The sequence below is a fragment of the Silvimonas iriomotensis genome (genome assembly GCF_014645535.1).
GTDB lineage: Bacteria > Pseudomonadota > Gammaproteobacteria > Burkholderiales > Chitinibacteraceae > Silvimonas > Silvimonas iriomotensis.
The window spans coordinates 474,628-498,728 of the sequence record NZ_BMLX01000003.1 but is presented as its reverse complement, the minus strand read 5'-3'; the positions used below and the strand labels follow the sequence as shown (position 1 = coordinate 498,728).

The 24,101-nt window shown below is 62.0% G+C and carries 21 protein-coding genes; 5 read left to right on the top strand and 16 right to left on the bottom strand.

Going from position 1 to position 24,101, the window contains the following annotated elements; all coding sequences use genetic code 11:
* Window positions 1-118: 118 nt before the first annotated feature.
* A complete protein-coding gene (locus IEX57_RS13735) occupies window positions 119-1,465 on the bottom strand; it encodes a S41 family peptidase (RefSeq protein ID WP_188704914.1) in 1,347 nt (448 codons plus the stop codon).
* A 166-nt stretch (window positions 1,466-1,631) separates the two neighbouring features.
* Here IEX57_RS13735 and IEX57_RS13730 point away from each other — a divergent pair, with 166 nt between their 5' ends.
* Window positions 1,632-2,534 carry a polysaccharide deacetylase family protein gene (locus tag IEX57_RS13730; RefSeq protein ID WP_188704913.1) on the top strand — a complete coding sequence of 301 codons (903 nt, stop codon included), beginning with the start codon at window positions 1,632-1,634 and terminating at the stop codon, window positions 2,532-2,534.
* A gap of 893 nt (window positions 2,535-3,427) precedes the next feature.
* Here IEX57_RS13730 and IEX57_RS13725 read toward each other — a convergent pair.
* Both IEX57_RS13725 and IEX57_RS13720 read right to left on the bottom strand, forming a co-directional pair.
* Complete coding sequence (locus IEX57_RS13725; protein WP_188704912.1) at window positions 3,428-4,807, bottom strand: HdeD family acid-resistance protein; 1,380 nt, start codon at window positions 4,805-4,807, stop codon at window positions 3,428-3,430.
* A gap of 49 nt (window positions 4,808-4,856) precedes the next feature.
* The gene (locus tag IEX57_RS13720) at window positions 4,857-5,639 is read right to left on the bottom strand and encodes an Lnb N-terminal periplasmic domain-containing protein (protein WP_188704911.1); all 783 of its coding nucleotides are present in this window, start codon (window positions 5,637-5,639) and stop codon (window positions 4,857-4,859) included.
* Window positions 5,640-5,767: 128 nt separating this feature from the next.
* Here IEX57_RS13720 and IEX57_RS13715 point away from each other — a divergent pair, with 128 nt between their 5' ends.
* Window positions 5,768-7,030 (top strand): arsenic transporter, encoded by a 1,263-nt coding sequence (locus tag IEX57_RS13715; protein WP_229709021.1) that lies wholly within the window; start codon window positions 5,768-5,770, stop codon window positions 7,028-7,030.
* A 7-nt stretch (window positions 7,031-7,037) separates the two neighbouring features.
* Here IEX57_RS13715 and IEX57_RS13710 read toward each other — a convergent pair whose 3' ends face one another.
* The 11 genes from IEX57_RS13710 to IEX57_RS21465 are packed head-to-tail and all read right to left on the bottom strand — an operon-like array spanning window position 7,038 to window position 17,251.
* Window positions 7,038-8,255 carry an EAL domain-containing response regulator gene (locus IEX57_RS13710; RefSeq protein WP_188704910.1) on the bottom strand — a complete coding sequence of 406 codons (1,218 nt, stop codon included), beginning with the start codon at window positions 8,253-8,255 and terminating at the stop codon, window positions 7,038-7,040.
* Window position 8,256: 1 nt separating this feature from the next.
* Window positions 8,257-9,402, bottom strand: a complete 1,146-nt coding sequence (locus IEX57_RS13705; RefSeq protein WP_188704909.1) for a protein-glutamate methylesterase/protein-glutamine glutaminase — start codon at window positions 9,400-9,402, stop codon at window positions 8,257-8,259.
* A gap of 1 nt (window position 9,403) precedes the next feature.
* On the bottom strand, window positions 9,404-9,928 hold the full coding sequence (locus tag IEX57_RS13700) for a chemotaxis protein CheD (protein ID WP_188704908.1): 525 nt from the start codon (window positions 9,926-9,928) through the stop codon (window positions 9,404-9,406).
* Between the two features lies 1 nt (window position 9,929).
* On the bottom strand, window positions 9,930-10,757 hold the full coding sequence (locus IEX57_RS13695; protein WP_188704907.1) for a CheR family methyltransferase: 828 nt from the start codon (window positions 10,755-10,757) through the stop codon (window positions 9,930-9,932).
* 21 nt (window positions 10,758-10,778) lie between these two features.
* Window positions 10,779-11,336 (bottom strand): chemotaxis protein CheW, encoded by a 558-nt coding sequence (locus IEX57_RS13690; protein WP_188704906.1) that lies wholly within the window; start codon window positions 11,334-11,336, stop codon window positions 10,779-10,781.
* Between the two features lie 54 nt (window positions 11,337-11,390).
* On the bottom strand, window positions 11,391-11,921 hold the full coding sequence (locus tag IEX57_RS13685; protein WP_188704905.1) for a chemotaxis protein CheW: 531 nt from the start codon (window positions 11,919-11,921) through the stop codon (window positions 11,391-11,393).
* 12 nt (window positions 11,922-11,933) lie between these two features.
* Window positions 11,934-13,550 carry a methyl-accepting chemotaxis protein gene (locus IEX57_RS13680; protein ID WP_188704904.1) on the bottom strand — a complete coding sequence of 539 codons (1,617 nt, stop codon included), beginning with the start codon at window positions 13,548-13,550 and terminating at the stop codon, window positions 11,934-11,936.
* Window positions 13,551-13,565: 15 nt separating this feature from the next.
* A complete protein-coding gene (locus IEX57_RS13675) occupies window positions 13,566-15,755 on the bottom strand; it encodes a chemotaxis protein CheA (RefSeq protein WP_188704903.1) in 2,190 nt (729 codons plus the stop codon).
* Between the two features lies 1 nt (window position 15,756).
* Entirely contained in the window at window positions 15,757-16,092 is a 336-nt protein-coding gene (locus IEX57_RS13670; protein ID WP_188704902.1) for an STAS domain-containing protein, read from the bottom strand.
* A gap of 13 nt (window positions 16,093-16,105) precedes the next feature.
* Window positions 16,106-16,474 carry a response regulator gene (locus IEX57_RS13665; RefSeq protein ID WP_188704901.1) on the bottom strand — a complete coding sequence of 123 codons (369 nt, stop codon included), beginning with the start codon at window positions 16,472-16,474 and terminating at the stop codon, window positions 16,106-16,108.
* Between the two features lie 48 nt (window positions 16,475-16,522).
* Window positions 16,523-17,251: a methyl-accepting chemotaxis protein gene (locus tag IEX57_RS21465; RefSeq protein WP_444544642.1), complete on the bottom strand. Its 729-nt coding sequence runs from the start codon at window positions 17,249-17,251 to the stop codon at window positions 16,523-16,525.
* Between the two features lie 947 nt (window positions 17,252-18,198).
* On the opposite strand from IEX57_RS21465, the gene IEX57_RS13655 reads away from it, so the two are divergent.
* The gene (locus IEX57_RS13655) at window positions 18,199-19,218 is read left to right on the top strand and encodes a CAP domain-containing protein (RefSeq protein ID WP_188704900.1); all 1,020 of its coding nucleotides are present in this window, start codon (window positions 18,199-18,201) and stop codon (window positions 19,216-19,218) included.
* Between the two features lie 173 nt (window positions 19,219-19,391).
* Here the strand turns inward: IEX57_RS13655 and IEX57_RS13650 are convergent, their stop codons facing one another.
* Both IEX57_RS13650 and IEX57_RS13645 read right to left on the bottom strand, forming a co-directional pair.
* The gene (locus IEX57_RS13650; protein ID WP_188704899.1) at window positions 19,392-20,198 is read right to left on the bottom strand and encodes a class I SAM-dependent methyltransferase; all 807 of its coding nucleotides are present in this window, start codon (window positions 20,196-20,198) and stop codon (window positions 19,392-19,394) included.
* Window positions 20,199-20,211: 13 nt separating this feature from the next.
* Window positions 20,212-21,027 (bottom strand): nitroreductase family protein, encoded by an 816-nt coding sequence (locus IEX57_RS13645; protein WP_188704898.1) that lies wholly within the window; start codon window positions 21,025-21,027, stop codon window positions 20,212-20,214.
* A gap of 415 nt (window positions 21,028-21,442) precedes the next feature.
* On the opposite strand from IEX57_RS13645, the gene IEX57_RS13640 reads away from it, so the two are divergent.
* Both IEX57_RS13640 and IEX57_RS13635 read left to right on the top strand, forming a co-directional pair.
* Window positions 21,443-22,942 (top strand): putative porin, encoded by a 1,500-nt coding sequence (locus IEX57_RS13640; RefSeq protein WP_188704897.1) that lies wholly within the window; start codon window positions 21,443-21,445, stop codon window positions 22,940-22,942.
* 39 nt (window positions 22,943-22,981) lie between these two features.
* A complete protein-coding gene (locus IEX57_RS13635; protein ID WP_188704896.1) occupies window positions 22,982-24,046 on the top strand; it encodes an ABC transporter substrate-binding protein in 1,065 nt (354 codons plus the stop codon).
* The last annotated feature ends 55 nt before the right edge of the window (window positions 24,047-24,101 follow it).

The following is a 24,101-nucleotide window of genomic DNA, read 5'->3' as shown; positions in this document are numbered from 1 at the left end:
CGATATATCGGCATTATGACGTTGTTATTTGAGGCCGCCTGGATCAATCCGGCAAACGGAGCAAAAAGGTGTTGCGCGGGTTGTCAGCCTGCCGGGGGCGTGTTGCAAGACGCGTTGTTCAGGGGGTTTTGGCGGCCGTGGCCGGGGCAGACGCGGCCTCTGTTGCCAGCCAGGACAAGGCCGATTGCAGCGTCGGATCAGCGCCTTGTTCCAGCGCCGTGCGGGTCACGGTGATCGAGACATCCGGCACCACGCCGCGCCCTTCAATCCGCTCGCCATTGGGCAGGCGGATATCGACCTCGCTGAACGCCAGCGCGCCGCCGCCGGGCAGCGGATCGTAATCAAAAAAGCCCAGCAGGCAACCGCAGGTGGTCTCGCCAAACACTTTGGCCCGGCCCAGTGATTGCGCCGCGCCAGCGACCAGTTCCGCCGCGCTGGCAGAGTGGCGGTCAACCAGTATGGCCAGTGGTGCCGTCAGCGGGTGGGCATCGCCCTGCAGCACCGGGTTGGTATCCAGCAAAGAGAACCCGAACAGCCGCACTGGTTTGTGATCCCGCGTGATCACCTGCGCGCCCTTGATCTCGCCCTTCACAAAACGGGACAGCAAATCCATGGCCATCAGCCCATCGCCGCCGCCATTGCCGCGCAGGTCTATCACAATCCCGCTGGACCTGGCCGCTTGATCCAGCAGCTTCATCAACTCCGGTTTGATCTGCCGGTCAAAACCGGAAAACCGGATATACGTCAGGTTGCCATTGAGCGTGTGCGCGTAAATCCAGGGCGGTGATGCAGCTTCTTCGTTGGTCAGTTCGACACTCAAATGCGTGCCATCCGGACGGGTCAGCGCCAGCGTGCGGACCTTGCCGGCAGGCAGGTTGTTGAGCGCGCGCAAGACATACGCATCACGCGACCAGGCCGTAGAACCGCCGCGCACCTGCGCGCGTTGCTGTTGCCACCAGGCCAGCGCGTCCTGCCCATCCACCCCGGTCAGCTCCTGCCCGCTGCGCACGCCCAGCAGGGCCGCCTGGGACATGCCGCTGATGCCATGCATGATCAGCCGGCCGTCGATCTCATCCACCCCCAGCCCCAGGCTGGCCGATTTGTCATGCTTGATCTGCGCGTAACGCGCCGGGTTTTCCACGCGGGTATGCGCATCGTTCAGTTCGCCCGTCATGTGATCAAGCTCGGCCCAGAAACTGGCGTCATCCGGCGCATTGAGAACCAGCGGACGATAGCGCTGCCCCACCGCGGCCCAATCCACGCCGTTGAAACCGGGGTCTACATAGCTGTCGTTGATGGTATGCCAGACCTGGTCAAACGCCGCCTCGCGGTTGTGTTCATCCAGCGTGCTGCTGACCGTCAGCCGGTCAATCTGGCGGGCAAGAATGCGGTGCGGGTCCACCACCGCGCAACCACTCATCACAACGGGAACCAGCAACACCAGCATAAGGCGGGACAACGACACGGATGCGGCTTCCTCTGTACAAAACCGGCCCATATTAGGGGGCATTGCCGGCCCTGCCCAGCGCGACGTTGTAAACGCAGCCGCCTGGCAGCCGTTTGTATCTACAGTGCCGGGCTGCGTATCATGCGCGGCGTTGGCCGTTTTTTTGTCGCATTACTGCAAGATCATGTTCAAGCACGGATTTTTTAAACTACGCCCCGTTCTGCTGACCACCCTGCTGGCCACCCTCACCGCCTGCGCCAGTGCCCCTGCTCCGGTCACCCCCGCCATGGCGGCACGCCTGCAACAGCAAGCCCCGATCCGGTTTTTGCTGACGTTTGACGACGGCCCGGCGCGCGGCAGCAACAATAATTCGTCGCTGGAGATTCTGCACACGCTGGATCAGAACCCGGTGCAGCCCGGCATCAAGGCCGTCTTCTTCGCACAGACCCGCTCCTGGCATGCCGGCGAAACCGAAGCAGGCCGCGCCATCTTGCGCCAGGAAGTGGCAGACGGGCAGGTGCTGGGGTTTCACACCGCAACGCCGTTCCATGCCAATCACGCCATGATGAAACCGGCTGACCTGGAGACCTCGCTCAACAACGGCGTGGCCGATCTGACCAGCCTGCGCGGCACGCCCCCCACCCTGGTCCGCCCACCGTTCTGGGCCTACAACGCCAGCACCTTCAACGCCTACCAGCAGCACGGCATGGCCATGCTGCTGACAGACCTGTCTGCCAACGACGGCAAGATCTACGGCTACCACATCAGCCTGCGCCGCCGCGCCAACATGCTGAACATGCTGGCGCACGTGCGTGACGAGATCATCGCCGGCAAACTGCCCACCGTGGACGGCGCGATTCCGGTTGTGGTCACCTTCCACGACATCAACGGCTACACCGCCGACCACATGGCCGAATACCTGCAGATACTGGTCGACTGCGCCCGCGAATTGCAGATGCCGACCACCGCCAGACCGTTTTATGACGACACCGCCACCACAGAACGCGCCGCCCACGCCCGCGCCGTGAAAGACGGCGCCGCCCCCAAAGAACTGCCCGGCGTCTGGCAATGGATCTGGGGCGAATGAGGTTTGGGACAGGGCGAAGGGGTGTAGCTTAAATCCACCGCAAGTAGCCCCCTGGGCTGCGGACTGGATTCCGGCCAAAAGGGCCGCCGAGGTCCGGCATGACGAAGTGGTTGGATTAGCCAGCCATTCTTGCAAGTCAAAGGCGTAGGGTGGATTTGCGGCGCAATCCACCTTTGCGGCGGTGGATTGTCGCTACGCTCCGAATCCACCCTACGCACCTCGCCTCCAGACAACCTGGCCGTTGCCGTTGCCGTTGCCGTTGCCGTTGCCGTTGCCGTTGCCGTTGCCGTTGCCGTTGATTTTCGGGGTTGCTGTTGCCTTTGACGTACCTCCCCTTGACTGCGCCGAGCATCGCAGCGAAGTCCGGGGTTGCGGCGGAGGGGTGTTTGAGCGAAGCGAGTTCCCGCAGCCAGCCGGACTTCGCGAGGAGCGCAGGAAACCCGAAGGGCGCCGTCGCAGGGGTCGCCTTTTCTTTGGTGCCTTTCTTTTGGCGATCCAAAAGAAAGGCACTTGCTGTCGGGCAACCCCCGACACCCAAAACACCCGCGCCGCCAGGCGCTAACAAAGATTCAAGCATTGCGGCGCTGGCAAACATCGCAGCTGGATTCCGGCCTGCGCCGGAATGACGAGGCAGTGGAGAAGCCTTTGGCCACCGCCGGTATCAAAACACCCGCGCCGCCAGGCGCTAACAACAAGCATTGCGGCACCGGCAAACATCGCAGCTGGATTCCGGCCAAGGGGGCCGCCGAGGTCCGGAATGACGAGACAGTGCAGAAGTCTTTGGCCACCGCCGGTATCAAAACACCCGCACCGCCAGGCGCTAACAAGGGGTTAAGCTTCCACAGCCAGCCAAGGTGGATTATCCCCACCACCACCCCAAATCCCCCTCCCCCTTACCCCTCCCGCGCCGTCTGCGCCTCCACCTGCCAGCGCTTTCTCGACCGCAACATCCGCCTCACCGCAATGCGTGCCATCTTGAACCAGCCAAACGGCCGTGGATCAACCAGCATGCTCAGCGCGCGGGCGTAGTCCAGCGTCAGGCCGGGCGTCCAGGCCATGGTTCTGGCGCGTTTGCGGATCTGCGCGGCCACCCACAATTCCGGCGTCACCAGCAAGCGCACAAACACCCGCCAGCCGCGATCCACGCCTCGGAAGTGGCCAACAGAGCCTTCCACCGCCGCTTCCAGCGCTTTGGCTACACTGCTGGAGCAGTTGCGGCTGGTCAGGTTGTACGTGGTGTCCTGGCGGTACTCGTGCCAGAACCGCGCCAGCCGTGCCGGGCTGTAATTGCGGATCCGCACGCGCACGGTAGAGGGGCACCAGGCTTTGGATTCGGTGGCGTAATCGGGCTGGAACAGGCCGGGGACATCGTTCTCACGCGTGGCGCGCAGGATGCGGCCAAAGTCCTCGGGCGAGCGGTCTATCTCTACGCCGGGATACAGGCTGATATAGATGCCCTCCGGCGACTCCAGCGCGGCGTGGCCGGTGGAGATCACGCCATTGGCATCGACCGCGGCAATGTAGCGATCAATCAGCAGACGGCGCTGCGCCTGGGTGCGGGCAGAGCCGACCGGCGTCCACACATGCACGGTCAGCGCGCGTTCTGAATCAGCAGGCGGGCCGTCCCACACCAGCGGCGCGTCGGCCGGGATATCCGGGTTGTAGTCTTGCCAGCGGCGAATGGCGGGTTGGTCCAGCACGGCGCGCATGAAGGCGTTGTCCGGCATCCGGCGCACGCGGTAAGACAGCAGCAACAAGCCCCAGCCACTGAAAAACAGACCAAGGCCAATGCAGTACGGCACGGTACCGACGTAATGCGTGGGGTACGGCTGATAGAAAAACACGGCCAGGCCGATTTCAATCACACCGGCGGTGAGTGCGGCTTTCCAGCGCGGGTAACGCACCACCCAGGCCGACATGGATTGCAACAAGCCGTCGGCCAGGAACAGCGTGCCGAAAATCATGGAGAGTATGAAATTGCCATGATGATGGCCTGCCAGAATCAGCGCGGCGGCACCGATAAAAGCCACGGCTTTCACGTAGCGCAGCGCCTTTTGCCCACCCATGCCGGTCCAGGCCACCGCCATGGTGCCCAGGCCATCAAGCAGCAACAGCCCGGCAAAAAAGGTGATCGGAAAATACACGGCGTTATCAAGCGCATCGATAAAAATCACGATGCCCGCCAGCAGCCAGAGCCACCCCACCAGCCGCAATGCGCGCCAGCGTTTGCGCAGATATTCCACACCCAGCAACAGCAACATCAGTCTGACCATGTGCCACCCGTCGTGATTGATTGGGCCGGTTCGATTCGTGTGTTCATCATCATGAGGGATAAGGCCCCGGCCCGGCGCGGGACGCCCGGATCAGCCCGGAAAAGTCTTCGTTGATCGGCAAGCCCGCCGCCCGTTCGATCCGCGCGGCCTGTTTGAGCGCAGCAAACGGCTGCTGCTGATCCATCAGCCCAAGCTCCCACGTATACACATCGGCGTAGCCACTGCACAGGATTTTCCAGCTGTATCTGAAATGCGGCGCCTGTTCCCGCGCGTGCCGCAGAATGTTGGTGGTGCAATTGTTGAACAGCGTGTTGTAGAACTCCGGCTGGCGATTGAGATCATCAACGCGCTTGAGATACTGCACGAACACCTGGCGGGCAATCTGCGGCGTCACGTTCAGCGGGTACAGGTACACCCGTTCGCGGCGGATGTCGGTGCGTACGCCGATCAGGTCGCGCTCATCGGCCACCACGTAAATCAGCGCGTAGGTGCGCAAAAAGCCGCGCCAGGTCGAGTACCGCTGGCCTTGCTGGCGCCGGGTTTCGATAGAGATCGCCAGATGCCGGCCATCGCTGAAACCAAAGCTGATAAACACGTGGGCAATGGCCTCGCCCGCCCAGTGCGATACCACCATGTCCACCGACTGCACGCCCGCCAGATCATAGGTGGCGTCGTACCACGCCGGGATCGGATCGCTGGGTGTGCGATAGCGGAAGTTGCGCACATTGCGCACGGTCACCTGATCGCCCTGCCATTCAATGCTGGCAGCGCGCGTGTATTCCGTCAGCCACGGGGCATCGTGCGGCGCGGTGCGGGCGGGGAACGGGAACACAAGCCTCCTGGCGACGCGGGGTCGGGTTTTCTGTTCACTATGGCCAGCCGGCCGGATGCGCGCAACTGGCGTGCTTGACGTTGTGGCACGCACGCGGCAACGTGCTGCGTCTTGCCCGGTTTTTTGCCATGACCCAACTGATCAATCCGCACTACCTTGCCTGGATCATTGCCGCGCTGAGCATTGCCGGCATCATCGCCCGCCCCCTGCACTGGCCCGAGGCCGTCTGGGCGTGCCTTGGGGCCGCGCTGGCCGTGGCGCTGGGCCTGTTGCCGCTGACCGCTGCGTGGGCGGCCATCAGCACGGGGCTGGATGTGTATCTGTTTCTGGGCGGCATGATGTTGTTGTCAGAAGTAGCCCGCCGTGAGGGCTTGTTTGACTGGCTGGCGGCGCTGGCCGTCAATCATGCGCGCGGCTCGCCCGCCCGGCTGTTTGCGCTGGTGTATCTGGTCGGGATCGGCGTGACGGTACTGTTATCCAACGACGCCACGGCCGTGGTGCTAACGCCGGCCGTGTTTGCCGTGGCCCGCCGCGCCGAGGCGCCAGCGCTGCCCTTGCTGCTGATCTGTGCATTGATCGCCAATGCCGCGAGTTTTGTCTTGCCGGTGTCCAACCCGGCCAATCTGGTGGTGTTTGGCAAACACATGCCGGCACTGGCAGACTGGGCAGCCCGCTTCTGGCTGCCTTCGTTGGCGTCGATCACCGTCACCTGGCTGATGCTGCGCTTTACCCAGCGCAAGGCGCTGGCCGGCCGTTGTGCCGTATCTGTGCCAGTCGCGCCATTAAGCGGTCACGGCAAAGTGGCGCTGGCCGGTATCGTGATCACGGCAGCGGCCTTGCTGACGGTGTCGGCGCTGGGCTGGCAACTGGGCTTGCCGACGGCCATCCTCGGCTTGCTGACCGCCGCCATTGTCACGCTGGCCCAGCGGGCGTCGCCCTGGCCCTTGCTGCGTGATATTGCCTGGAGTGTGCTGCCGCTGGTGGCCGGTTTGTTTGTGCTGGTGCAGATGCTGGCGCAGGCAGGCTTGATCGAGGCCGTACGCCACTGGCTGCTGAGCCTGTTGCAGTCCAGCGAGGCCATCGCCGCGGCCACGGCCGGCATTGCCATTGCGCTGCTGAGCAACGTCATCAACAACTTGCCGGCGGGCTTGATCGGGGCGTCGGTTGTCGCTGCCCATCATTTGCCGGAACGCATCACCGACAGCCTGCTGATTGGCGTTGATCTGGGCCCCAATTTGTCTGTGACCGGCTCGCTGGCCACCATTCTGTGGCTGGGCGTATTGCGCCGCGAAGGGCTGCATGTGGATTTCCGGACCTTCCTCAAAACCGGTGCGGTGGTCATGCCGCCCGCCTTGCTGGCCGCGCTGGGCACGCGCTTGCTGATGGGCTGAGCGGTACTTACAGATTCTGGATCTTGCCCCACAAGTGCAGCCATTCATGCCGGTTGCGCACCCAGTCATGGATTTTGTCCGGCGGCATGGGGCGGGCCACAAAGAAACCCTGCACCAGTTCCACGCCCAGTTCCTGCACCAGTTTCCAGTCTTCGGCGTCTTCCACGCCTTCGGCCACCACGGTGAGTTTTAGCCGGTGCGCCATATCGACCGTGCTTTCCAGCAAGGTCCGCAACTGCGGGCGGCGAGAGGCGCCGTTCACAAAGGCGCGGTCGATCTTCAGTTCTGAACACGGTGTGCGCATCAGTTGCTGCAGCGTGGCGTTGCCGGTGCCGTAATCGTCAATCGAGATCCCGACGCCGGCCATTCTGAGCCGCGCCAGCGCGCCCAGAGAGCGGGCCAGGTCTGCCATCACGCCAGACTCGGTGATCTCCAGCGTCATTTGCGTGGGCGGGAAAGACTCTTGCGCCAGCAGGTTCTTGATACGCTCGGCAAACCCCGGTTCTGGCAGGTTTTCTGCCGAGATATTCACCGCCAGCCCAAAACGCAGGCCACGCGCATACAACTGTTTGGTCTCACGGATGGCGGTGGCCATGATCTGGTCGGTCATGCGGCCAATCAGCCCGGCGCGCTCCAGCAGGCCAATGAAATACACCGGCGCGATCATGCCAAGGTCAGGATGCTGCCAGCGCGCCAGCACTTCGGCAGACTGGAACAGCCCGCTGCGCGTAGTGACTTTGGGTTGAAACCAGGGGACGAACTCGCCGTTTTGCAGCGCCCGGCGCAGGTCGGTTTCGTCAATGGCCGGCGGCGGCGCCATTTGCGGTTTGTTCAGAATGTGGAACCGCTCCAGCGCGTGGCCCAGCCCTTCCAGTTTCATGGGCTTTTGCAAGGTGCCCAGCACTGGAAAACCATATGCCGCGGCGGCCGCTTCGACCGCGTGCAGCACTTGTTCATCCGTGCTGCTCATGAACACGATGGGCATGAACTGGTTGCTCTCGGCCATATGGCGCAGCAACTCCACGCCATCCATGCCGGGCATTTCCAGATCGGTCAGCAAGATATCCGGTTTTTCCGGCAGACTTTGCAACAGCGCCAGCACTTCTTCGCCATTCATGGCTTGCCAGATCACCTGGCAACCACATTGCACGCACAACTCGACCGCATGATTGAGCTGCAAAGAGCTATCGTCGGCAATCAGCATGGATGGCGCGGTCTGGGTCATCCTACTTGCCTACCCGCTGGATCAATCCGGCAATGCGGTCCAGCCCGATCACTTCATCCACGCCGCCCAGTTCAATGGCCTCTTTGGGCATGCCGAACACCACGCAACTGGCTTCGTCCTGGGCGTAGGTGGTGGCGCCGGTGTCGTGCATTTCTTTCAGGCCCTGCGCGCCATCGTCGCCCATGCCGGTCATGATGAAACCCACGGCGTTGCGCCCGGCCGCCTTGGCCACAGAACGGAACAACACATCCACGCTGGGGCGGTGGCGGCTGACCAGCGGGCCGTCCACCACATCGACGTGATACTGCGCGCCGCTGCGCTTGACCACCATATGCTTGCCACCCGGCGCAATCAGCACGCGGCCCGGGACAATCCGGTCGTTGTGGCTGGCTTCCATCACATCGACCTCACACATGTTGTTGAGGCGATCGGCAAAACTTTTGGTGAATTTCTCTGGCATGTGCTGCACCACCACCACGCCCGGAATCGTGCGCGGCAGCGCGGTCAGGATGACTTCCAGCGCCTGGGTGCCGCCGGTGGAGGTGCCCAGCGCGACGATTTTCTCGGTCGTGGGCAGAAACGCGTTGCCGGTCGGCGCGTTCAGGATCACGTCGGCCGACTGTTTGCCGCCTTCCATGCGTTCACGCACGCTGGCGGCGGTAGAGCCTCCGCTACTTCCGGCATAAGAAGACGCCCCACCCGATGAAGGCGTGACCGGCCGCGAGGTCAGCGTGCGCAGGTTGGACACGCGCGCCCGGGCGGCAGCGCGGATGGCGCTCACCAGATCATTGGAGCTGTCTTGCAGAAAGTCGCGCAGGCCCAGCGTGGGTTTGGTGATGACACTGACCGCGCCGGCGGCCAGCGCTTCCATGGTGATATCCGCGCCTTTTTGCGTGAGCGTAGAACAGATCACCACCGGCGTCGGGTGCTCGGCCATGATCTGTTTGAGGAAGGTGATGCCATCCATGCGCGGCATTTCGATATCCAGCAACAACACATCCGGCCACTTGAGCTTCATGCGCGTCATGGCAAACAAAGGATCTGGCGCAGCGCCAATCACTTCGATATCCGGATGTTTGGACAAGACCTCCTGCACCACCTGGCGCATGATGGATGAGTCGTCCACAATCATCACCTTGATCGTCATCTCACAGGCCTCCTGCGGGTTTGACCGGTTCGCGCTTTTTGGGTGTGGCCGTGGCCGGCAAGCCGCGACCACGACGAACCCAGACATCTCCCGTTGTCAGATCAAAACGCAGATAACGGTAGCCCTCGCCCGCCACGTCCTGGCCGGCCACGGGTAATTCGATCTCATGCAGTGCAGACAAGGCAAAGCGCACATTGGATTCGCCGATCGTCGTACCGGAACGCTCATTGGCAAAAATCCGCCCGCCGCCAAAGACCTTGACCTGATAGTCCTGCAGCCGCGTGCGCCGTGCGGCCACTTCTTCAATCATGTATTGCAGCGCTTCATCGCCATAGCGGCCATCGCCCGTGTACACCGGCACCTTGCCGTGCACGCGGTTGGGCAGCAGAAAATGACACATGCCGCCCACGTGCCGCGCCGGGTGCCAGAAGGTAATGGCCACACACGAGCCCAGCAGGGTTTCGATGCGCTCGTTCCCCTGACCGAAGTAGATTTCTCCCGGATTCACAAATACGCGTTCTGACAACTTAGCCAACCTTGCGATAAACAGAGGGCGAGATCATCTGCAAAGGCAGCTGGATGCCGTGCAAAGACTCGGAGTGCCCGACCAGCAAATACCCGCCCGGTTTCACAAAATGCGTCACGTTGGCCAGCACTTTGGCCTTGGTGGGCGCATCGAAATAAATGATCACATTGCGCAGGAACACCACATCAAACGGCTTGAGCCGCGCCGGCAAGGCGGTGAGGTTCATCTGCGTGAATTCCACCCGCTCCCGCAGGTGTTTGCCCACCAGGAACTGGCCTTCGTACTCGCCCGTTCCGCGCAGGCAATGCTTTTTCAGGTCGGCCGGAGAAATATTCTCGCCACGCACCATGGGGTACATGCCGCGCCGGGCCGACTCCAGCACCCGCTGGCTGATGTCCGAGCCGACAATCTCCCACGGCGCATCCGGCCGCTCGTTATCCAGCAGCATGGCAATGGAATACGCTTCTTCGCCGGTCGAACTGGCCGCACTCCAGATGCGCAAGGTCTCGGACCGGTTAAACAGCGGCAGCACCTTCTGGCTCAGAAACGCAAAGTGGCCGATCTCGCGAAAAAAGAACGTCTCGTTGGTCGTGATCAGGTCGATGGCACGCTGGCGTTCATCACGCGCGCTGGGTGAGGCGATCAGATCATGGTAGGCCCGGAAATTGGGCAAACCCAACGCCACCAGCCGCCGTGACAGACGGCTGGACAGGAGCGCGCGCTTGGATTCAGGCAGATGCATGCCGATCTGCTGGTAAAACAGGCGCTGAAACAGCCGCATTTCTTCGTTGCTGACAGGGGGCGGCGCGGTGGTGCGGGTTCCAGCCATGATGGTTATCCGGTCTGCCGCTCAAAAGCCCTGGTCGGTGACAGCCAGCACGGCGGCGTCTTCGGGCGACAGCGCTTCGCTTGCTGCCAGTTGGGTCATTTCATCCACCGACAGTACTTGCTGGATATCCAGCGCGATCACAAAGCGCTCGGACAACCGCAACATGCCCAGGATGAATTCGGCCCGCAGGCGGGCGCCAAATTCCGGCGTGGGTTCAATCTGGTCGGCCTCCACCGTGATGACTTCGTTCACGGCATCCACCAGCACCCCCAACGGCAATACGTGTCCGTCTTGTTCCACTTCCAGAATCACCACGCAGGTCCGGCGGCCCACCACCGTGGCAGCGCGGCCAAAGCGTGCGGCCAGATCAATCACCGGCACCACGGCGCCACGCAAATTGATGACGCCGCGCAGGAACACCGGCATCAGGGGGATTTCTGTCAGGCCGCCAAATTCGATGATTTCGCGGATATGGTCGATAGGAATGGCAAACAACTCGCTGGCCAGCGAAAAGGTCAGAAACTGCTGGCTCAGGGCCGGGCCCGCACCCTGCATGGCGGGCGCAATGCTGCTGGTCATGACGACCTCCTGGTGTGCTTCGCACAAGCGAAGTCACGCATGATTATCGGGCGCTCAGGCCGCATGTTCTTCCAGGGCCAGACCAATCAGGCCGGCCATTTCTTCTACCGAGAGCACTTGCTGGATATCCAGCACGATCACAAAACGCTCGCCCTGGCTGAACATGCCGCAAATGAAATCGGCTCTCAGGCGCGCGCCAAACGGCGGGCGGGGCTCGATCTGGCTGCGATCGGTAGACAGCACTTCGTTGACGGTATCGACCAGCACGCCCACCGGCAGCGTGCGTGAGGCCGCTTCGACTTCCAGAATCACAATGCAGGTGCGTTTGCCTATGGTCGTCCCGCTGCGGCCGAAGCGCGCAGCCAGGTCGACCACCGGTACGACGGCGCCACGCAGATTGATCACACCGCGCAAAAACGTCGGGGTCAGCGGCACGGCGGTCAGCCCGCCGAACTCGATGATTTCGCGGATATGCTCAATCGGCACCGCAAACAGTTCGCCGTCCAGAGAAAACGTCAGGTACTGCACGGCGTCTGCTGCAGCCGCTGCCGTGCCGGTGCGGGTCACCGGGGCGGGGCTGGTCATGCGCGTACTCCATCAAAACCGGGTAAAGGCGGATTCATCCACCGCTTCGCCACCACGGGCCGCACTGCGCGCACCAGCGCCGGCACGTCGCGCGGCCGGGCGTGAACCGCCTTCATCCACCCTGAAAAAGCGGATCAGTTCTTGCAGCTGGATGGCCTGGGCACTCATTTCTTCAGAGGTAGACGACAACTGTTCCGAGGCCGAGGCATTCATCTGCGTGGTCTGCGCCAGTTGCGATACCGCGGTGTTGATCTGGTCCAGCCCGCTGGCCTGCTCGCGGGAGGCAGCAGAGATCTCTTGCACCAGATCCGCGGTTTTGCGGATGGCCGGCACCATCTGGTCAAGCAAACTGCCGGCGCGTTCGGCCATCATCACGCTGTTGGCGGCCACCGAGCTGATCTCTTGCGCGGCCACTTGCGAGCGTTCGGCCAGCTTGCGCACTTCGGCCGCCACCACCGCAAAGCCCTTGCCATGCTCACCGGCGCGGGCCGCTTCAATGGCTGCGTTCAGTGCCAGCAGGTTGGTCTGGTAGGCAATGTCGTCGATGATGCCGATCTTGCCGGCAATCTGTTGCATGGCCTGCACGGTCTGCTTCACGGCGTCGCCGCCTTCGCCGGCATCAGAGGCAGATTTGGTTGCCATGCCATCGGTCACGCGGGCGTTTTCCGAGTTCTGCGATACGGTCGAGGTGATTTCTTCCACCGCGGCGCTGGTTTCTTCGACATTGGCGGCTTGTTCAGATGCGTTCTGGCTCAAGGCCTGGGCCGAGGCCGAGATTTCTTCCGAGGCCGACGCCAGCGCGCTGGCCGAACTGGAGACATCCGTCATCACGCCGGTAAGTTTTTGCACCATCTGGTCAATGCTGTAGAGCATGGAAGTGCGATCGCCGGGGCGCACGTTGATGCGCACGGTCAGGTCACCATCGGCCACGCGCTGCAGGATATCGACCGCTTCCGCCGGCTCGCCACCCACCTGCTTCGTGACCATGCGGGCCAGCAAGATCCCCATGACAATCGACAGCAAGAACGCGACGATCACGATGACGATGGTGACATTGCGCACATTGGCCACCATGGCCTCGTTGGAGGCGTTGGCCTGATCGGCCTGCTTGATGTTGTCCTCGGCAATGTCGGACATCAGGCTGTCGATCTTGTTGTATTGCGTGCGCAGATCATTGTTGATGAGCGGGCGGGCGTCATCGACATGCCCGTCAGAGAGCAGGTGCAACGCTTTGTCCGAGTTGACCAGAAAATCGGCAATCAGCGGTTTGATCTGTTCTCTGAGGCGCGATTCGTTTTCGCTGGGCGCGGTCTGGATGTAAAGCGGCCAGTACTTGTTGTACATGTCCACATAACCTTGCAGACGGCTGAGCGTGCCGCGCATGTCATCGGGCTTTTCGGTCTGCGTCATGGCGCGCACCAGCGTGCGCGAAACCGCCCCCAGCGCGATCGACGCCCGCGCCTGATTGGCAATCGCCAGCAGGTTTTCGGTGTAGATCGCCGTTCCGGCCGCGCCCACACGGCTGATATTGATCAGCGCAAACACGCCGATCAGCAAAGTGAACATGGCCACGACAATAAATCCGGCCAGGAGCTTGGTGCCCAGCCGCATCTGATTAAACGCGTTCATTGGTTTGCTCCTGCATCATCCATTGCTTTTTTGTGGTGAAACAAGACCGGTGCCGGCCTTGCTGTTTTGCGGTGCGGCCTGTTGCTGCACGGCCTGATGCACCAGATTGGCGACATCCAGAATCAGCGCCACCCTGCCGTCGCCCAGAATGGTGGAGCCACTGATACTTTTGATACGGGAAAACAGTTCGCCCAGCGGTTTGATCACGGCCTGGAACTCGCCCAGCAACCGGTCAACCACCAGGCCGGCGCGTTGCTGGCCAAACTGCACCACCACCAGACTTTCGCGCCCGTGTTCCAGCGCCGGCAGTTCAAACAACTCGCGCAGGCGGATAAAGGGCAGCGGCTCGCCGCGCAGTTTCACAATGTCGTGATGGCCATCGAGGCCGGCCAGATCAATACACTCGATCACCAGATCAAGCGGGATCACGAACACCGACTCGTTCACCATGACCTGGAAGCCGTCGATAATCGCCAGCGTCAGCGGCAAGCGGATGCGCACGGTGGTGCCGGCCCCCTCGGTGCTGACGATCTCGACCTCGCCGCGCAAAGACTCGATATTCTTTTTGACCACGTCCATGCCCACGCCGCGGCCGGACAGGTTGGTGATCTGCTCGGCCGTGGAAAACCCCGGCTCGAAAATCAGCCGGAAGACTTCGCGCTCGGTCAGGGGCTGGTCGGCGGTGACCAGACCCCGTTCAACGGCCTTGGCCAGAATACGGGTCTTGTTCAGGCCGCGGCCGTCGTCAGAGACCTCAATCACGATGCTGCCCGATTCGTGATAGGCATTAAGCCGCAGCGTCCCGGCCACGGGCTTGCCTGCGGCCAGGCGCGCATCGGTCGCCTCAATGCCGTGGTCCATGGCATTGCGCACAATGTGCATCAGCGGATCAGACAAACGCTCGACCATGCTTTTGTCGAGTTCGGTATCGGCCCCCGTCACCACCAGATCAATCTCTTTGCCCAGTTCGTGGCTGATGTCGCGCACCACGCGCGGAAAGCGCTGGAACACTTCACCGATCGGCACCATGCGCAGGTTCAGCGCAGCATCGCGGATGTGTTCGACCAGTTCGGCAATCGACTGCACGGCTTCTTCAAACTGCGAATCCTTGCGGCGGTTGGCGATCAGGCTGGCGCCCGCGCCGGCAATCACCAGTTCGCCCACCAGATCAATCAGCTGATCCAGTTTGGAGACCTCGATCTTGATGAATTTCTGCTCGTAGCCGCCTTTCTTTTCATCACCACCGCGGGCCGTATTGGCCGGTGCCTTGATGGCGGGTTCAACCGCGGCTGCCGGCGTGATGACGGGCACGGATTCCACCGTGGCTTGTTCTGGCAGCAAGGCGCGCGCGGCTTCATCGGCGGTCAGCGTGCCCTGTGCCAGTAGCGCGGCCAGCATTGGCGGGTCATTGCGCGCCGCCAGCAAGGCGCGGTATTCGGCCATGGCGGCGTGCGGCGGCAGGACCAGAATGCTGGCGTCATCGCGGATGAAATCGAACACGCCATCAATCGCGGCGCGGTCTTCTTCAGATTGCAGATCCAGTTCAAAGCCGATCCAGGCTTGCTCCGGGTCCAGTTGTGCCAAGGGTGGCAGCCCTTCCGGCAAGGTCTGCAGGTTGAGCAAGGTGCCGACATTGCCCAGGTATTGCAGAAACGAAAGCGGATCAAGCCCCATACGCAGAACGTCGGGCGAAAACCGCAGCGACAAATGCCAGTACGGGCTGGCCACCGGGTCTGCGCTGGCGACAGGTTCGGCACTGACTGGCGCTGCGGGTGCCGGCGCCGGTGCACTGGGGTGGGCGGGCGCGCGGTCGTGTTCATCCAGCAGCAGGTTTAGCTGCGCTTCCAGTTCGGCGCGCCGGGCCGGATCAGGCTCGACTTCTTCCAGCCGCGCGGCAATGGCATCCACCAGTTGCGCAATGTAGTCGCCACAGTTCAGCAGCAAGGACAGCATGGCATCGTCAATCGGCAGCACGCCGTTGCGCACGCGGTCCAGCACGCTTTCCACAATGTGCGTGAAGCTGACGATGCGGTTGAAGGCAAACAGCCCGGCCGATCCCTTGATGGTATGGGCCGCGCGGAAAATGGCGTTGATCGCCTCGCTATCCACGCCGGAAGACTCGATCTGCAGCAGCGCCGCTTCCATGGCGCTTAACAGCTCACGCGCTTCTTGCACCAGCGCGTCACGGGCCATGTCCATATCCATGTCAGCCTCCGGCTTCGCTGGTGGCAGGCGCGTCCAGCAAGCGCCCGGTGAGGTTGAGCAGCGCCAGCACGGCCACCAGTTGCGGGCTGGGGTGATGGCAGCGCAGCGGCTTGTTCTGCGCCGCGGCTTCTTGCTGGGCAGAAAGCAGCAACTGCACGCCGGCGGTGTCGATCTCCTGCACGTCAGACAGGTCCAGATCCAGGTGCTGATCAGCCACGGCCAGCGCCTGCATCAGGTCGTCTTTCAGTTCATTGGCCCGGAAAATGGTGATATCGCCGCCCAGCTTGTGCAGGGCGGGCGGCGGGGCCGCCGGGAGGTCGTCATCGGGCTCGCTCATGCTGGCGTTCCTCTCAGGCCATGATCAGTTTGGCGACGGCATCAAGCAGCACCGGCGGCTGGAACGGTTTGATCACCCAGGCCCGTACGCCGGCGGCGCGTCCTTCGGCCTTCTTGGCTTCGTCGCCTTCGGTGGTCAGCATGATGATGGGGGTGAACTTGTAGGCGGGCAGCAGCTTGGCTGCCTTGACAAAGCTGATGCCGTCCATGTTCGGCATGTTCACATCAGAGATGATCAGGTTGAACTTGCGGCCATCCAGTTTGGCCAGCGCATCCTTGCCATCCACGGCTTCGACCACATCGTAACCGGCGCCTTTGAGCGCAATGCCCAGGGTCTGGCGCAGGCTGAACGAGTCGTCAACAATCAGGATGGTCTTTGCCATGTAGCACTCCTTGTCGGGCCATACGCCCGCAAACGCTCAGAACGGATTTCAGAAGAACTCGATGCCGCCGGAGGGCGCCGCTGCGGGCGTCGCGCTCTCGCCGTGGTGGGCGTAGCGCTGTTCCAGCGTGGTGTAGCTGCGCTCCAGTTCACTCATCCAGGTGTGTTCATCCGGCAAGGGCTGCCGCGATTCCAGCAAGCCCGCCAGCTTTTCCATATCCAGCTTCACGTGTTCCAGAATCTGGCTGATGCGATCCTGGAATTGCAGGTTGACCAGCACCTGCTGCACCTCGTGCTCGACCGAGCGGCTTTCCTGTTCCAGTTGGCCCACAGTGTCAGAGAGCTGGCTGGCCGCCTGCTGGAAGTTCTCGACCACGCCGCTGATCACGCCCTGGCTGTGCTCGATCATGCGGGCTTCTTCTTTGGAGATATCGCTCGCGGCGTGCAGTGCAGATTCAATGGTGTGGTTGATCGATTCGATCTTGGTGGCAATGCGCTTGCCGGTTTCGCCCGACATGTTGGAGAGCTTGCGTACTTCGTCGGCCACCACGGCAAAGCCGCGCCCGGCTTCACCGGCGCGGGCCGCTTCAATGGCGGCATTGAGCGCCAGCAGATTGGTTTGCCCGGCAATGTGGGCGACATCGGCGGCCATGCGTTGCAGTTCGGCATTGAACTGCCCCAGACCTTCGATTTCCTTGAGGAGGGTTTCGCGGGCGCTGAGCACGTCCTGGAGCGAGGCGATAATGCCGTCCAGTTGCGTGCGGGAGTCATCAATCATGTGCAGCATGTTGCTGCCGGAGCCCGACGCCGCCAGACCCACGGCCTGGCCCAGTTGCTGGTTGATGCCGCCAAAGCGCACCACCAGGTTATCGACCGCTTCACGGGTTTGCGTGCGCGCCAGCTCGATATTGCGGCCCCACAAAGGCACCACCCCGGTGACCAGTTCCGGCAGGCGGACGTATTTGCTGGCGGTGGATTCAACAAAGGCGGGCGTGTCCTGAACGCGGACAGTTTCGGAGACCGTGGCCGGGCCAGGCTGCCGTAGCAACCACGCGCCCACTGCGGCCACCACCAGCCCCAGGATCAGGCCGTACCACCAGGTGCCCGCCAGCACGCTGGCCAGCAGCAAATTGAAAAACCCCAGTACCGCCCAGGCGATGTGCTGTTGTTTCACTGCGCTCCCCTTTACCGGCAAGACCGGGCGCCAACTGCAATATGCGCCCCGCGGTGCAATGCAAATGATGTACTGCGCTTCAAGCGCCCCTTGCCAAATCCATTTTTATTTCAGAATCAGTAAGAAAACGGGCGATTGATGATCAGCGCATCATGGTTTTTTAATTTTGTCCGGCACTTAGTTATGAGAGTAAACAGGCAAGTCGATAAAGCAAGGCACAGGCGCATTTTTTAATGCCAGGCGCGTAATTCGTTCACCAAGTGTCTGAAAGAAACCAGAAAAACCATCATCAAGAACAGACCCTGGCGCGCGCTTTTTCAATCGCCATCCGACAGCCGTAAGCTTTCAGCCCGGTTTTTCTGGCCGCAGTTTGTCAGCCGTAACTGACATAACCAACCAGCAAGGCCGATTTGCCAAGGCACGGCGGGTCAGCCGCCTCACGGCCCCATGCACGCCACGCTGACACGGCACGCACCGGCAATCGCCCCAAACTGCTAGCGCGCGGCGCGCCTCTACCATGACAACATGACAAGAAGATGATGGAGGCACCCTTGAATCTGCCTTCTATGCGTACAGGTTGTCGCCTGCCTGCCCTCGTGGGGCTGTGTGGCCTGCTGGTGGCCTGCGGCGGGGGTGACGGCAGCGGCGATCCGGCCAGCAACGCCAACACGGCCGCACCGACCAGCACCGTGGCCAGCGGCACCGCGTTTGCGCCGATCGACACCAGCAACCGCGCCGAAGTCATGACGCATTACAACAACGATTTTCTGTCCCTGCAGGCCACGCCGTTTTCCTGGACCGGCAATGTGAGCCAGTGCAATGCCGGTGATACCCCGCTGGCCTACAAGAACGCCGTGGTGCGCCTCGTGAACTACTACCGGGCCATGGCCGGGCTGCCGGGGAATGTCACGCTGTCGCTGGATCTCTCGGCGCAAGCCCAGCAGGCCGCGCTGATGATGGATGCCAACAACACGCTGGATCACAACCCGCCAGCATCGTGGGCCTGTTACACCACCGCGGGCGCCACTGCGGCGGGCAGTTCGGACCTCTCGCTGGGGACGCCCTGGCTCAATCAGGGCATTGGCGGTATCCGCCTGTATGTAACAGATGTGGGCATTACCACGCTGGGGCACCGGCGCTGGGTGCTGTATTCGCGCCTGGCCGTCGTGGGCAGCGGCGATACCCCGCGCGCCGACGCGCTGTGGGTGGTCGGCAATGATGGCCCGGCGTACACCCCGGCCAACGGCATTGCCTGGCCGCCACCGGGTTATGTCCCGCGTGACGAGCATATTTTTGAACCTGCCAGCATGCAGTGGTCGTTCTCGTATCCGGATGCGGATTTTTCAGCGGCCACCGTCAGCATGACGGACGACGCCGGCAACGCCGTGGCCGTGTCTGGCGTGGGCGAACTGGATCGGGGCTACGCCGATGACACCCTCGGCTGGACCATCAACGGCAGCAGCTGGGATCGCAACCCGAACGACACCCGGCTCAACGTCACCATCAATCACGTGATGATCGGCGGGGTGGACCGGTCATTCAGTTATACGGTGACCTTCGTATCACCGTGATGCGGGAGGCGGGGCGCAAGGGGAGGAGGAAGACAGCCGCGACGGCCAGACCCCATGCTGGTTGTCGCGGTTTGACCTCCGCGCAGGGGCAACACCTGGCCCTCTGCCAGACACAAGATCATTGCCATCAAGCCCGCCCTGGCCGGCGCCAGCGCGGGCTTTGGGTTGCGCCATCAGGCGTTCGGTTTTTTCCCCACGGCAAACAGCAGGTTGCGGTACAGCAGCAACGATCCGTCCGCTTGCCGGTATTGCGCCAGGGCGTGGTGGATATCGGCCAGCAAGCTGCTGCGCACGTCCGGCAGGAACTCGTTCAGGAAGTTGCCGAACGAACTGGCGGCCGAGAAATCCAGCGCGGCCTGGGTGTTGGGAAAGCGGTCGGCAAAGCGCCGGATACGGATTTCGTCGACCAGAAACCCGGCGTGCTCCAGTTGCTTTGCCAGTTCTGCAAAGCTGACTTTGTAAGGCGTGCTGCCAATGGCATGACCGCGGCCAAGGCCGTTCTGGCCCAGTGCGCGGCTGATGATCTGCTGGATGTCGTGCGGGCGTTCACGCGCGGCGGAGCTAATGCCAATACGGCCGCCGGGCTTGAGCACACGGAATGCCTCGGCCAGCACGCGGGCTTTGTCGGGCAGCCAGTGATAGACACTGTTGAGGATCACCGCGTCAAACTGGCCATCGGCATAGCGGCTCAGGTCTTCGCCCTGGCCGACTTCCGCCGTGTGATTGGCCGAGGCGCGCTTGCGGGCGATCTCGACACGTAGCGGAAGTGGCTCCAGCGCGGTGACCTGGCCGTGCGGGCCGACATGATGGCGCGCGGCCAGTTCGCTCAGGCGGCCGGTGCCGGCGCCAATATCCAGCAGCTGGTCACCCGCCTTGAGCGAGAGCGCCTGCAGCAAAAACTGGCCGTGCTCGTATTGCGGATCGCTGATTTCATCGTATTGCTGCGCCAGTGCCGGCGTATCCAGGGTCAGGCTGGTCATGTGGTTTCCCTCCTCAAACCAGGCCAAAGCCCAGTGTTCTGGCCGCTTGCGCCAGTCGATCACGCCCATTGAGCGCGGCAGCGTCTTTCACCCGGCCCAGCACATGCTGCGACCACGGTACCGGCGGCAGCCCCTGGCTGGCGTAAAAGGCTTTGAGGATTTCATCGTAACCGGCGATGGCCGCGGCTTCCGGTGCGCTTTCGTATTGCTCGTGATGCAGCACCACGCTTTGCGGCAGGCGGGGTTTGACTGACGCCGGCCGGGCGGGATCGGGCGTTCCTACCACCAGCCCGAACACCGGAAACACCTGGCCGGGCAAATTGAGCTCTGCGGCAACCGCTTCAGGCTGATTGCGGATCGCGCCGATATACACGGTGCCCAGCCCCAGAGACTCGGCCGCCGAGACCACGTTCTGCGCGGCCAAGGCAGCGTCAATGGCGGCCAACACAAAGGACTCCAGATACTGCAAGCCATCCACGCTGTGTTGCTGCCGGCCTGCCGTGCGTTCAAGCCGGGACAGATCAGCCAGAAACACCAGCAACAGCGGCGCTTCCTTGATATGTGCCTGGTTGGCGGCCAGCGCCGCCAGCCGCGCTTTGCGTTCCGGGTTTTGCACCGCCACCACGCTCCAGGCCTGCAGGTTGGATGAAGTCGCGGCCGATTGCGCGGCGGCAATCAACACGCTCAGCGTTTCCGCGCTGACCGGGTCAGGCAAAAACGCGCGCACTGAACGATGGGCCAGCAAGGTGTGCAGCGTGGCATTCAGCGGTGCTGCTGCGATCGGGGTTTGGGCGCTGCCATAACGCGCCTGCAACAAGGTATGGCTCATGTGAACTCCAGCGGGGGAATAGTCCGTCGTTACAGAGCAATGACCATTCCAGGCCGCCAGGCCGCATCTGGCGTGCTTCTCCACCCGGTTTTGCGTGTGGGCTGTGAAGAACCCTGCAGCCTTCGCCACAAACTGTTTGATTTGCCACAGCGCATTTCGCGCTATCCCGCGCCCTGTCTGTTTTATTCCATATATTTCTAAAAAACATCGTCTGGCACGAGTTCTGCTTATAAGGACTCCACCCGCCCCTGCGGTGCACCTCCGGAGATCGCCATGCCGTTATGGACCACCCCGACTCACTGTAGTCCAGCAAGGCTTTTTGCCTCATGTCACCGCAAGACAGGCAAACCAGACACAACACCAACATTACGCGGCCAGCACCGCCGCACTGACTTGATCAAGGGATACGCTGAGCATGCAATTATCAAAAAAACACCGGAAAAAACTGGTGGTCGGCGCCAGCTTGCTGGCCCTGGCCGGCACCAGCCACGCCGCCGCACCCAGCACTGAAGAGCTGGAAAAAAAGATTGAAGCGCTGCAAGCGGCGGTAGACAGCCTCAAGCAGCAACTGCAGGCACAGAAAACCGCCACCACCACACCAACACCTGCTCCCGCCGCTGTCGCCGCCACGGATGGTGTACCGGCCGCCAGCGCCGAGGCCGATCCGGCCAGCCAGGTGGCCACCCGCCAGGATATCGACGGCCTGCGCGCGGACCTGGAAAACTACAAGTACCAACAGCAGCACGATCACGACACCGGCCAGGCGCTGACGCTGCGCAATACCAATATCAACGGCACGATCCAGGCCCGTTACGCCGCTGAAACGCCATCGGTGAGCGGTGGCGCGGCGTCGCCCTCCAGCCCGCGCAATTCCGGCTTCAGCATCCCGCTGGCTTTGGTGTCGTTCTCGGGCAGTCTGTACAAGGATTACAAGGAAGGCCGCAACCTGGATTACCGCCTGCAGCTGGGCTACGCGCAAAGCTCGCCCCCGTCGGCCAACAACTATTTCAACGTGCAGGATGCCTATCTGCGCTATAGCCCCGTCCCCAGCGGCGGCGATCTGGAAAACCCGATCTTCAACCTGACCCTGGGTCAGCAACTGATGCCGTTCGGTCTGGAAATCCAGACAGATGAATCGCTGCGTCCGGTCATCAACAACGCGCAGTTCCTCAATGGCACGGGCCTTGGGTTCCGCCAGATCGGCCTGATCGCGCGGGGCGATTACTCGCCCAATGTGGATTATTCCTCCAACTACCGCGCGCCCTTGTTTGAGTACGCCATCGGCGTGGTGAACGGCAGCGGCCCCAACGTGCAGGACAACAATAACAACAAGGGCTTTGTGGCCCGCGCCACCTATACGCTGCCGGTGGATTACACCAGCTGGCTGCGCGAGCTGAAGATTGGCGCCTCGTACTACCAGGGCGGGCTGAGCCTGGTGAATGGTTCGACCACCGTGAACCCGCTGGGATACGACCACTTCTACGGCGTGGATGTGTACTACAACCACTTCCCGTTTGGCGCGACCTATGAATACGTGCAGGCCCGCAACAAAGACGCCATCAGCGGCGTCGGCACACCGGGCGTGAAGGGCACCAGCAATACCTTCACCGCGTTCTATACGTGGGGCGAACAGTTCCTCAACAGCTCCAAGAGCCAGGCCAAGTACGACGATTACTGGCCCAAGTCCTACCAGGCATTTGCCCGCTGGGACCAATGGAACCCCAACACGTCGTTGTCAGAGGCCAAGAGCGCCAAGTCGACCATCGCCACGCTGGGCCTGAATGTGTTCTTCGCCCAGACCACCAAGTTCCAGCTCAACTTCAACCGCTATCTGTACGAGAACGCGGCCGTCGCCAACCCGGCCACCAAGTCAGACATCTCTGAATTGCTGGCGCAGTTCCAGTTCGGCTTCTGATCGAGCGCATAACAAAAACCGCAAACCACAGGACACATCATGAAACAGCACTTTTTGCGCACCCTGGCCGCCCTGGCGCTGGCCACATTGACCCTGACCACACCGGCCCATGCCGAAGACAAACCGACCGTGATCCGCATTGCCTACCCGGGTGCGGGAACCGGTGGCCGGCCGCTGGGCGATACCAACTTCATTGCGTCGGCCAATTACCTCTCGGCGCTGGAAAAAGAATTCAAGGCGGACGGCATCAAGGTGCAATGGACGTTCTTCCCCGGCGCCGGCCCGGCCGTGAATGAACAAGCCGCCAACGGCCTGGTGGATTTTGCCTACCACGGCGACTTGCCGCTGATCGTGGGCCGCTCTACCGGTATCTCTCACCACATCATTCTGGGCGTGGCGCGCTTTGGCCCGACCTACGTGGTCACGCCGGTAGATAGCCAGGCCAAAACCCTGCAAGACCTCAAAGGCAAGACGCTGTCGACCTTCAAGGGCACAGCCAACCAGCTGGTGCTGGACCGCGTGCTGGAAGCCAACGGCCTGACCGAGAAAGACTTCACCATCCTCACCCAGAACGCCGACAACCAGAAGGCCTCGCTGGCGACCAAGACTATCGACGGCACCATCATTTCGCCGTGGGATCTGGAAGCACGCGGTATCGCCAAACGGTTGGTCACCATCCAGCGCGATCCCAAAATCACCTCGGTCGGGACGTTCTGGGTCACCACGGATTTTGAAAAGAAGTACCCGCAGATCGTGCAGCGCGTGGTGAACGTGCTGGTGAAAACCGCGCAGTGGACAGCCGATGAAGCCAACCGCGACAAGCTGTTTCACCAGTGGGCGCAGTCGGGTAACACCGGTTATGGCGACTACCTGAAGAACTATCAGGGGTATCAGCTCAAGGAAGTCAACAACCCGCTGCTGGACGATTACTACCGCGCCACGCTGCAAAAATCGGTGAACGAAGCCAAACGCTACAAGCTGATCCGCCACGACGTCAGCCTGGATGGCTGGATTGAACCCAAGTACCTGCAAACGGCGCTCAAAGAGCAGCATCTTGAGCACTTCTGGGACGAATACGACGCCAACGGCAATATCAAGAAGTAACCATAGCCAGCCCGCCATCACGGTCTGGTGGCGGGCACTGACCGGAGTTGCGTTC

Bases quoted from the DNA above. Each gene is read 5' to 3' on its own strand.
- IEX57_RS13730 (WP_188704913.1), top strand. From the start codon at position 1,632: ATGTTCAAGCACGGATTTTTTAAACTACGCCCCGTTCTGCTGACCACC.
- IEX57_RS13725 (WP_188704912.1), bottom strand. From the start codon at position 4,807: ATGGTCAGACTGATGTTGCTGTTGCTGGGTGTGGAATATCTGCGCAAA.
- IEX57_RS13715 (WP_229709021.1), top strand. From the start codon at position 5,768: ATGACCCAACTGATCAATCCGCACTACCTTGCCTGGATCATTGCCGCG.
- IEX57_RS13710 (WP_188704910.1), bottom strand. From the start codon at position 8,255: ATGACCCAGACCGCGCCATCCATGCTGATTGCCGACGATAGCTCTTTG.
- IEX57_RS13705 (WP_188704909.1), bottom strand. From the start codon at position 9,402: ATGACGATCAAGGTGATGATTGTGGACGACTCATCCATCATGCGCCAG.
- IEX57_RS13695 (WP_188704907.1), bottom strand. From the start codon at position 10,757: ATGGCTGGAACCCGCACCACCGCGCCGCCCCCTGTCAGCAACGAAGAA.
- IEX57_RS13690 (WP_188704906.1), bottom strand. From the start codon at position 11,336: ATGACCAGCAGCATTGCGCCCGCCATGCAGGGTGCGGGCCCGGCCCTG.
- IEX57_RS13685 (WP_188704905.1), bottom strand. From the start codon at position 11,921: ATGACCAGCCCCGCCCCGGTGACCCGCACCGGCACGGCAGCGGCTGCA.
- IEX57_RS13680 (WP_188704904.1), bottom strand. From the start codon at position 13,550: ATGAACGCGTTTAATCAGATGCGGCTGGGCACCAAGCTCCTGGCCGGA.
- IEX57_RS13675 (WP_188704903.1), bottom strand. From the start codon at position 15,755: ATGGATATGGACATGGCCCGTGACGCGCTGGTGCAAGAAGCGCGTGAG.
- IEX57_RS13670 (WP_188704902.1), bottom strand. From the start codon at position 16,092: ATGAGCGAGCCCGATGACGACCTCCCGGCGGCCCCGCCGCCCGCCCTG.
- IEX57_RS13665 (WP_188704901.1), bottom strand. From the start codon at position 16,474: ATGGCAAAGACCATCCTGATTGTTGACGACTCGTTCAGCCTGCGCCAG.
- IEX57_RS21465 (WP_444544642.1), bottom strand. From the start codon at position 17,251: ATGATTGATGACTCCCGCACGCAACTGGACGGCATTATCGCCTCGCTC.
- IEX57_RS13650 (WP_188704899.1), bottom strand. From the start codon at position 20,198: ATGACCAGCCTGACCCTGGATACGCCGGCACTGGCGCAGCAATACGAT.
- IEX57_RS13645 (WP_188704898.1), bottom strand. From the start codon at position 21,027: ATGAGCCATACCTTGTTGCAGGCGCGTTATGGCAGCGCCCAAACCCCG.
- IEX57_RS13640 (WP_188704897.1), top strand. From the start codon at position 21,443: ATGCAATTATCAAAAAAACACCGGAAAAAACTGGTGGTCGGCGCCAGC.
- IEX57_RS13635 (WP_188704896.1), top strand. From the start codon at position 22,982: ATGAAACAGCACTTTTTGCGCACCCTGGCCGCCCTGGCGCTGGCCACA.